Source organism: Synechococcus sp. H60.1 (assembly GCF_047462335.1).
In the GTDB taxonomy this organism is placed as follows: Bacteria; Cyanobacteriota; Cyanobacteriia; order Thermostichales; family Thermostichaceae; genus Thermostichus.
In genome coordinates, this window is sequence record NZ_JANSJA010000203.1 from 1 (window position 1) to 6,476 (window position 6,476).

A 6,476-nucleotide genomic window follows, 5' to 3' on the forward strand; every position below is an offset into this window, starting at 1 on the left:
CGATACGCTCCAGATCCAGCTTCTGTAGGGCTGTCTTGGCTTCTCGGAAAGGAAGTCCCCTCTGTTTTCTACCTCGTCTCGGCATTGTCTGACCAAAGACAGGAAGAGGAAATCTTATCTTTATTGTGCCCTCTCAAGCCTGGTTAGGGTCTCAGTACCTCCATCCCTCGCCCTCTTCCCTGGTCAACTAGCTCTGCTGGTCTCTATAGATTAGCCACAGAAGTCAGGCCAAGTGAGAAAGGATCCCTTGACCCTCAACCTAGGATCAGCCATGGGTAGCTCTGCTATTTCAAATAGCAATAAAACATCTCCCTAAATCGTTATTGCTACGCAACGCTGTCGCAAACGGGCTGGCGGCGTCGAGCCCTTGGATCGGCAGCAAAGGTGTCTCAATCTCGTTTGAAACGACCATAAAGTGGTGAGATGAGCTATTTTGGGCCTCAAACTTTCCAAACCTGACTAAGTGAGAAATTAGACACATCCTGACAACCCTTTTTGCAGTGGTCACTACTTCCACCAGGAAGAACCCCCGTTCCTGCGCCGGCTTTGCGCGGTAGGGTTTGAGCTTGTGTTTGCACCTCACAGATCTCCAGAAACGCTGCTTAGGATGGCAATCCAGAGAGCATCATTTGCGAGCCGAGAACCCTCTGATGACTTGCCAAGATACCAAAAAAAGCTCCCCAGTCACAGGGAGCAAAATAGTCACTTAGCCTTGACTTAGGGTTACTCGGATTGTTGCTGCTCGAAAGTCGTAGCAGTTGAATCTGTCAGATCGTAACTTTCATCGCCCTCACCGAACGGATCCAGCGTCAGCCCGTCTTCTTCTATTGTCACCCCTGAATCTTGGTCAGAGAAAACATTACAAGACTTTCCGACATAGTATTCACCGGTAGCTACCATCTTCTCACCCCGCCCAAGGCCGATCTCACAGAGGATGGGGTAGCCACCAGCGTTCACATAGGCAGGGTTAACGCTTGTATTACCAAGAACCGCAATGATCAAGCCGCGCTGAGCGGGGTCATCCACTGACATAGCAGGAGCGCCGTAGTTGGGAGCAGACCAAGGATCGTTCTGGTACTTATCCTTGGTGGGACCACACCATTGAGAATCGCAGCCACGGCCAATCACTTCATATGCCGTAGGATACTGAGTCCAGTCCATCCGATAGGCCTCAGCACCACGAGAAACATCGGTCAGAGCAGCCTGGGCTTCTGCCACGCGAGAGCGACGGATCTGGTTCAGGAACTGGGGAATTGCAATAGCGCTCAAGACGCCTACAATTACAATCACCACTAGCAGCTCAATCAGCGTGAAGCCCTTGGCGCGAGAAAGCAAGAACTGAGAGAGCTTTGCGCGAAGTAAAGAGTGGCGCAGTTTTGCACTCATGATTCGTTACTCCCTTGAGAGTTAGAGGAAGGCTCGCTTGTGCCTTCTGTTGACACTACTAGACTACCCACCCCCGCTCGAGTTCATAACATCCCCCAGACAAAGTCTTTGTAAACGTTGCCGAGAGTGCCCAGCCCGCCCTCGGCTATTGGCCCTGCAGGCGGAGCTGCCGAGCTCTTCTCGTTGGCCTCTCCCGGATTCTGCCAAGGGGAACTAGGTAGCCACCTTCCTCTCCAAGCAGCTACAGTCTTACCCACGGGGAAGCCTGCCCCCCACGGTGCGAAGGTTGAGCTGGAAACAGGCTCACGCTACGGGCAATTGACACTCCCCCGACTAAAGTCGGGGGATTCTTACACAGTCCACACGCGGACTCATAAAGGTGCTGTCAAGATGCCCCTACACAGTTCCCTAGAGCAAAGCGCTAAGGTTCTGCTTACTTTGCTGAGCAACGCCCCCACGCTCTGCACTGGTCGGGTTTTCCACCGTAGTAGGTGCTTGCTAAGGCCTCCGGCCCGCTGGCGCGAAGGGATAGCAACTCAAGTTGCTTACGGGCTTTTCCGCCCCGCACTTGAGTGCGGGGCCACCAAGCTATCCCCGTGTGTGGTCGACTCCCTTGAACCGCCTCAGCTCAGGGCTATGGCATAATGAGGCCAACTTGTCCCAGTGCCTTCCTGAGTCAATGCCACTTCCTGAATCTTTCACCTTAGAAGAGGTTGCTGCTCGAGGGCGAGCTGCCCTTGCCCGCTCCGAAATGGATTTTCAAGACTGGGCTAGAACCTATGCCGATGTTCTTTCCCCTCTGCAGTGGGGACAGGTGCTAACAAAAGTTATCTACCCTGACTTCAGAACCGACTGGAAGAATGCCCCGGGAACACTACAAGAAGCCACAGAAATAGCAATCCGTAAACTTCTGTACATAGAGCCCAGAAAGGTTTATCCTCTTTACAACGCTTTACTGAGAGTGGAAGGCATTTCTTTGCTTAGTCGAGAAAAGCTGATCTCGCTCATGCTCGAGACAGCTCGAGAAATAGCCTTCTTAGCCGGCAAGCAACCCATTCACCACTCGAAGATCGTTTACAATCATTCATTAAAGATAAGAGAGCTCGTCTTTGAGCTAGATCCGTTGCAGAAGTCTAATAATCTACTCTTGCTCTACGACGCCATCAAGAGAGAAGATGAGTTGGCAATCCTCACCTATGCGTCAGCAGTAGCTGAGAGTATAAGCTCTGGGCCAGAAATTGTCGACCTATCGGAAGAAATTGCCTTCCTGGATGTTGCCCGCCATCTCTTGGACGAAGGATACTTGGAGGTCTTCTTTGATCTCCTAGAAGTCTTTGCCCAGAAAATGCCTCAGCCACGGCGTCGCTCGGTTATGGCGGCGCTATCCTTGCTCTCGGAGATTTATCTTCCTGAGAGGGCTGAATCCTATAAAGCACTCTCCACATCGAAAGATTGGCTGTCCGGCTTCGGGATAGAGCTCATTTATAGGCTGATGGAAGAATCGAAAAGTCTGGGGTACTCAGTAGTGGCAGAAAAACTACTTTCACTTGCCTCAGAGGAAGAAGAGAAATCTGCTAACTTCATCTATCTTCTAGAGAACGCAATGGCCTTGTTTGCCAAAGCAGCTCTCACAGACAAGGTAAAGCTTATTATTGACAGATTCCTGAGCTTGTGGCCACTAGAAAGTTTACAAGTTATAAAGGAGAAACTAATTAACCAAGAACCTGTAAACGACAATATTCAGAGTCTTGCTCGCGCTCTTATGTTTTCAGTCTGTTTTTTTATCAACTATGTTAGCGACGATAGAAAGACTATACGAAAGCTAACTCAGATCTCTGCCGACATACTTTATTCTATTCTTCTATCTTACCGAGAAAACTTAGATCTGGATAGCTTCAGTAGCAGATCCCAAAACCTAGCAAATCAGCATCGCAGCTCCTGCCCTCGAAAGCTGAGAGTTGGCTACCTGGGTATATGTTTTATGAGTCACTCTGTAGGCCTAATGTCTCAACAAATACTTGCATCCCACGATACTGAGAATATAGAAGTCTATTACTACTACTTAATGGGCCTAGCGACGGAAGAAATTCTCTCCTCAGATCCTCTTTATCAAAGTTTTCTCCTCCACAAGGCTTATTTCCGTCAGTTTCCCAAAAACACAAGTCTAAAGGAGATTCTGCGAACAATAAGAGACGACAATCTTGACATTCTTGTACATCTTGACTCGCTGACAGATCGAATTAGCAACTATGTTATGGCATATCGTTGTGCTCCTATTCAGTGTAGCTGGCTGGGAGGAGACTCTTCCGGCTTACCAACTCTAGACTATTTCTTTGTTGATCCTTATCTACTCCCGGATGAGGCGAAAGAGGACTACCGGGAGGAGTTAATTCGCTTGCCTGCTTATGCTGCTGTTAGCCAACTTGCCGTAGATCCTCAAGATCATCAAGTATTTTCTCAAACGCTGAACATTACCCCTAAAAATACTCTCCTCTTTACAGCTGCTCATGCATATAAGCGCAATGACCAGTGTGTAGAAGCTCATTTGAGGATCTTACTCAATTCTCCCAATGCCGTACTGGTTGTAAAAGGCAAGGGGGAAGCTCCGTCAATGATTGAGATGTATCGAAAAAGAGCTAAAGAACTGGGAGTCGAGGATCGAATTCGCTTCCTAGCAAGAACAGAATACACAGGCTTACATCGTGGTCAGCTAGGGCTATTTGATTTGATGCTAGACACATTTCCCTACACAGGGGCCACTCATACAATGGAAGCCTTGTATATGGGCTTGCCGGTGCTGACCTTAGTCGGTAGGCACTACTTTGGTCGAATGAGCTACAGCTTACTCAAGAATGTAGGTCTTGATGACTGTATCGCCTGGTCAATTGAAGAGTTTATCGAGCGTGGGATCCAACTAGCCAATAATCCAGAACTCCTGAAAAAAGCTAAGCAAACCATTCGAGATTCCTATGACAGATCGATAATTTGGGATCCAGAGCGCCTAGCCAGAGCCATGGAGAAGGTATACTTTGATCTTGCGTACAAGCATCAGCTAATTGAATCTGTTCCGCCTTTGCAAGAGAATCAAGCTGAGCCTAGGTCTACTCAGCGTATCCGCCTTCACATTGGAGGTAAAGAACCTCACCCCGATTGGAAGATCCTGGATATTCAGGCAAGGGAGCACGTCGACTACGTGGGAAATGCTAAGGATCTCAGTCAATTTGCCGATGGCTCCGTAGAGGCCATCTATGCTTCCCATGTCCTAGAGCACTTTGATTACATTCGAGAACTTCCAATTGTTCTCAAAGAGTGGCATCGAGTTTTGCGTTTTGGCGGCGAGTTGATGATCAGCGTTCCTGATCTGCCTACTCTTTGTCGTCTTTATTTGAGAGAAGGAGTCTCGCCTGAGGAGCGATTTAGAGTTATGCGCATGATGTTTGGCGGACAAACTGATGAATATGACTACCACAAGGTTGGCTTCTCTTGGGAGTACCTGTTTATGTTACTAACTCAAGCAGGTTTCAGGATTATTCGTAAGGTTGATAAATTTGGCTTATTTAATGATTGCAGTGACATGTCTTTTTTAGGCGAGCCCATTAGCCTAAATGTAATTGCGATCAAGTAGAGTAGCCTAGCAAGTTAACCGAGCTTAGGCTTTCTGCAGGTGTGTTTCTCTATGAGCTCAGCAATTATTATCACTGGTGCTGATTCTCATTTTTTTGACCTGGTTAAAGGAACGATTCTTTCTATTCGATATAAGCCGCAAGGTCAATTAATCGATATAGGCTTCTTTAACCTAGGCTGCTCACTTGAAGAAATAAACTGGGTTTTGGAAAACGTAAACTATGTTGTTGAGCCGGACTGGGAATACACGTTTCCTGGTATTGAGAATGCACCCTTATACTTGCGAGGGCTTCTGGCTCGACCGCACCTTCCTAAGTACTTTCCAGGCTATGAAGTTTATATCTGGCTTGATGCAGATGCCTGGGTTCAAGAATGGTTTGGAATTGACTTACTCATTCAGGGAAGTAAAAAAAGAGGCCTGGCCATCGTACCAGAGATTGATCGAGGAAACAGACTACTTTATGGATCAAAAGAACACTTAATCGAACTATCCAAAGCCTATAGGCATTACTTTCCTAACCTAAATGTTGATGATCTGCACACTTATCCTCTTCTCAACGCAGGTGTTTTCGCACTACTTTATAGTGCTCCGCATTGGAACTTCTGGGATCTTCGCCTTGCTCAAGCCTTAGCCAAAAGACCTTCGGTTCTAACTGACCAGCTTGCCTTAAACGTTGCCGTCTACCTAGACGGTTTATTGGAGGAAACAGAACTTCTGCCAGCTTACTGCAATTGGACCTGCCACTATGGCTTACCGAGGTGGGATCCAAAGCGCAGTTTATTTGTTGAGCCTTACCTACCCTACACCCCTATTTCCATCTTACACCTAACTAGCAGCAGCAAAAAACAGGCTAGTCATACACTACTCACCACGGAAGACGAGAGAATTGACCTAAGCCTTAGGTTTCAACAGAGTAAAGCTTGTTTGAGGTGCAACTCTGGGCAAACTAGCCCTCTTGAAGAACATCTGGATACTGCTACTTCAGAAATTTACCTTAGCCAACTTAACCTGGTTCTCTTCCCAAACTGGGATCCCAGTTTCCAGGAAGCAACTATTTCCAGTCTGGAGCTCTTACTGGAGTTTATTCTGCTTAGCCCAAGCCCTCAGGATTATGCCCTGATTGTATCCGCAGAGCCAGACTATGGAATGGCAGACTCAGTCCTGGCAACAGCAGCAACTAACGTTGCCCTCAAACTAATCGAGTCAGGTTATGAGTTAAAGGGAGAGCCGTCTATTTCTCTGGTCAAAGCTCTCAATTCGGAGCAGTGGAAACGGCTGCTGGCCCAGGTCAACTATCACTATCCTCTTGCTCATGAGCAGATCCCAGCAGGGATCCAGCCTGTCTTGGATGGACTACCTCGCTTTGAGCTGCCGTCGAGATAGGGATCAAGCTAACCCGAAGAACGCAGGGACTCCATCAACTGCTGGGGCGTCATCTGCTCGTAGGGCTCGAAGGGCTGGTGGA

3 protein-coding genes are annotated in these 6,476 nt (G+C 48.0%); 2 read left to right on the forward strand and 1 reads right to left on the reverse strand.

Annotated features, from left to right (window positions below; genetic code table 11):
• Positions 1–723: 723 nt before the first annotated feature.
• Positions 724–1,386, reverse strand: coding sequence for a type IV pilin protein (locus NW852_RS10235; protein WP_414426709.1), 663 nt, complete (start codon positions 1,384–1,386; stop codon positions 724–726).
• 679 nt (positions 1,387–2,065) lie between these two features.
• On the opposite strand from NW852_RS10235, the gene NW852_RS10240 reads away from it, so the two are divergent.
• Both NW852_RS10240 and NW852_RS10245 read left to right on the forward strand, forming a co-directional pair.
• Entirely contained in the window at positions 2,066–5,011 is a 2,946-nt protein-coding gene (locus tag NW852_RS10240; protein ID WP_414426710.1) for a methyltransferase domain-containing protein, read from the forward strand.
• Between the two features lie 51 nt (positions 5,012–5,062).
• On the forward strand, positions 5,063–6,394 hold the full coding sequence (locus NW852_RS10245; protein WP_414371796.1) for a hypothetical protein: 1,332 nt from the start codon (positions 5,063–5,065) through the stop codon (positions 6,392–6,394).
• The last annotated feature ends 82 nt before the right edge of the window (positions 6,395–6,476 follow it).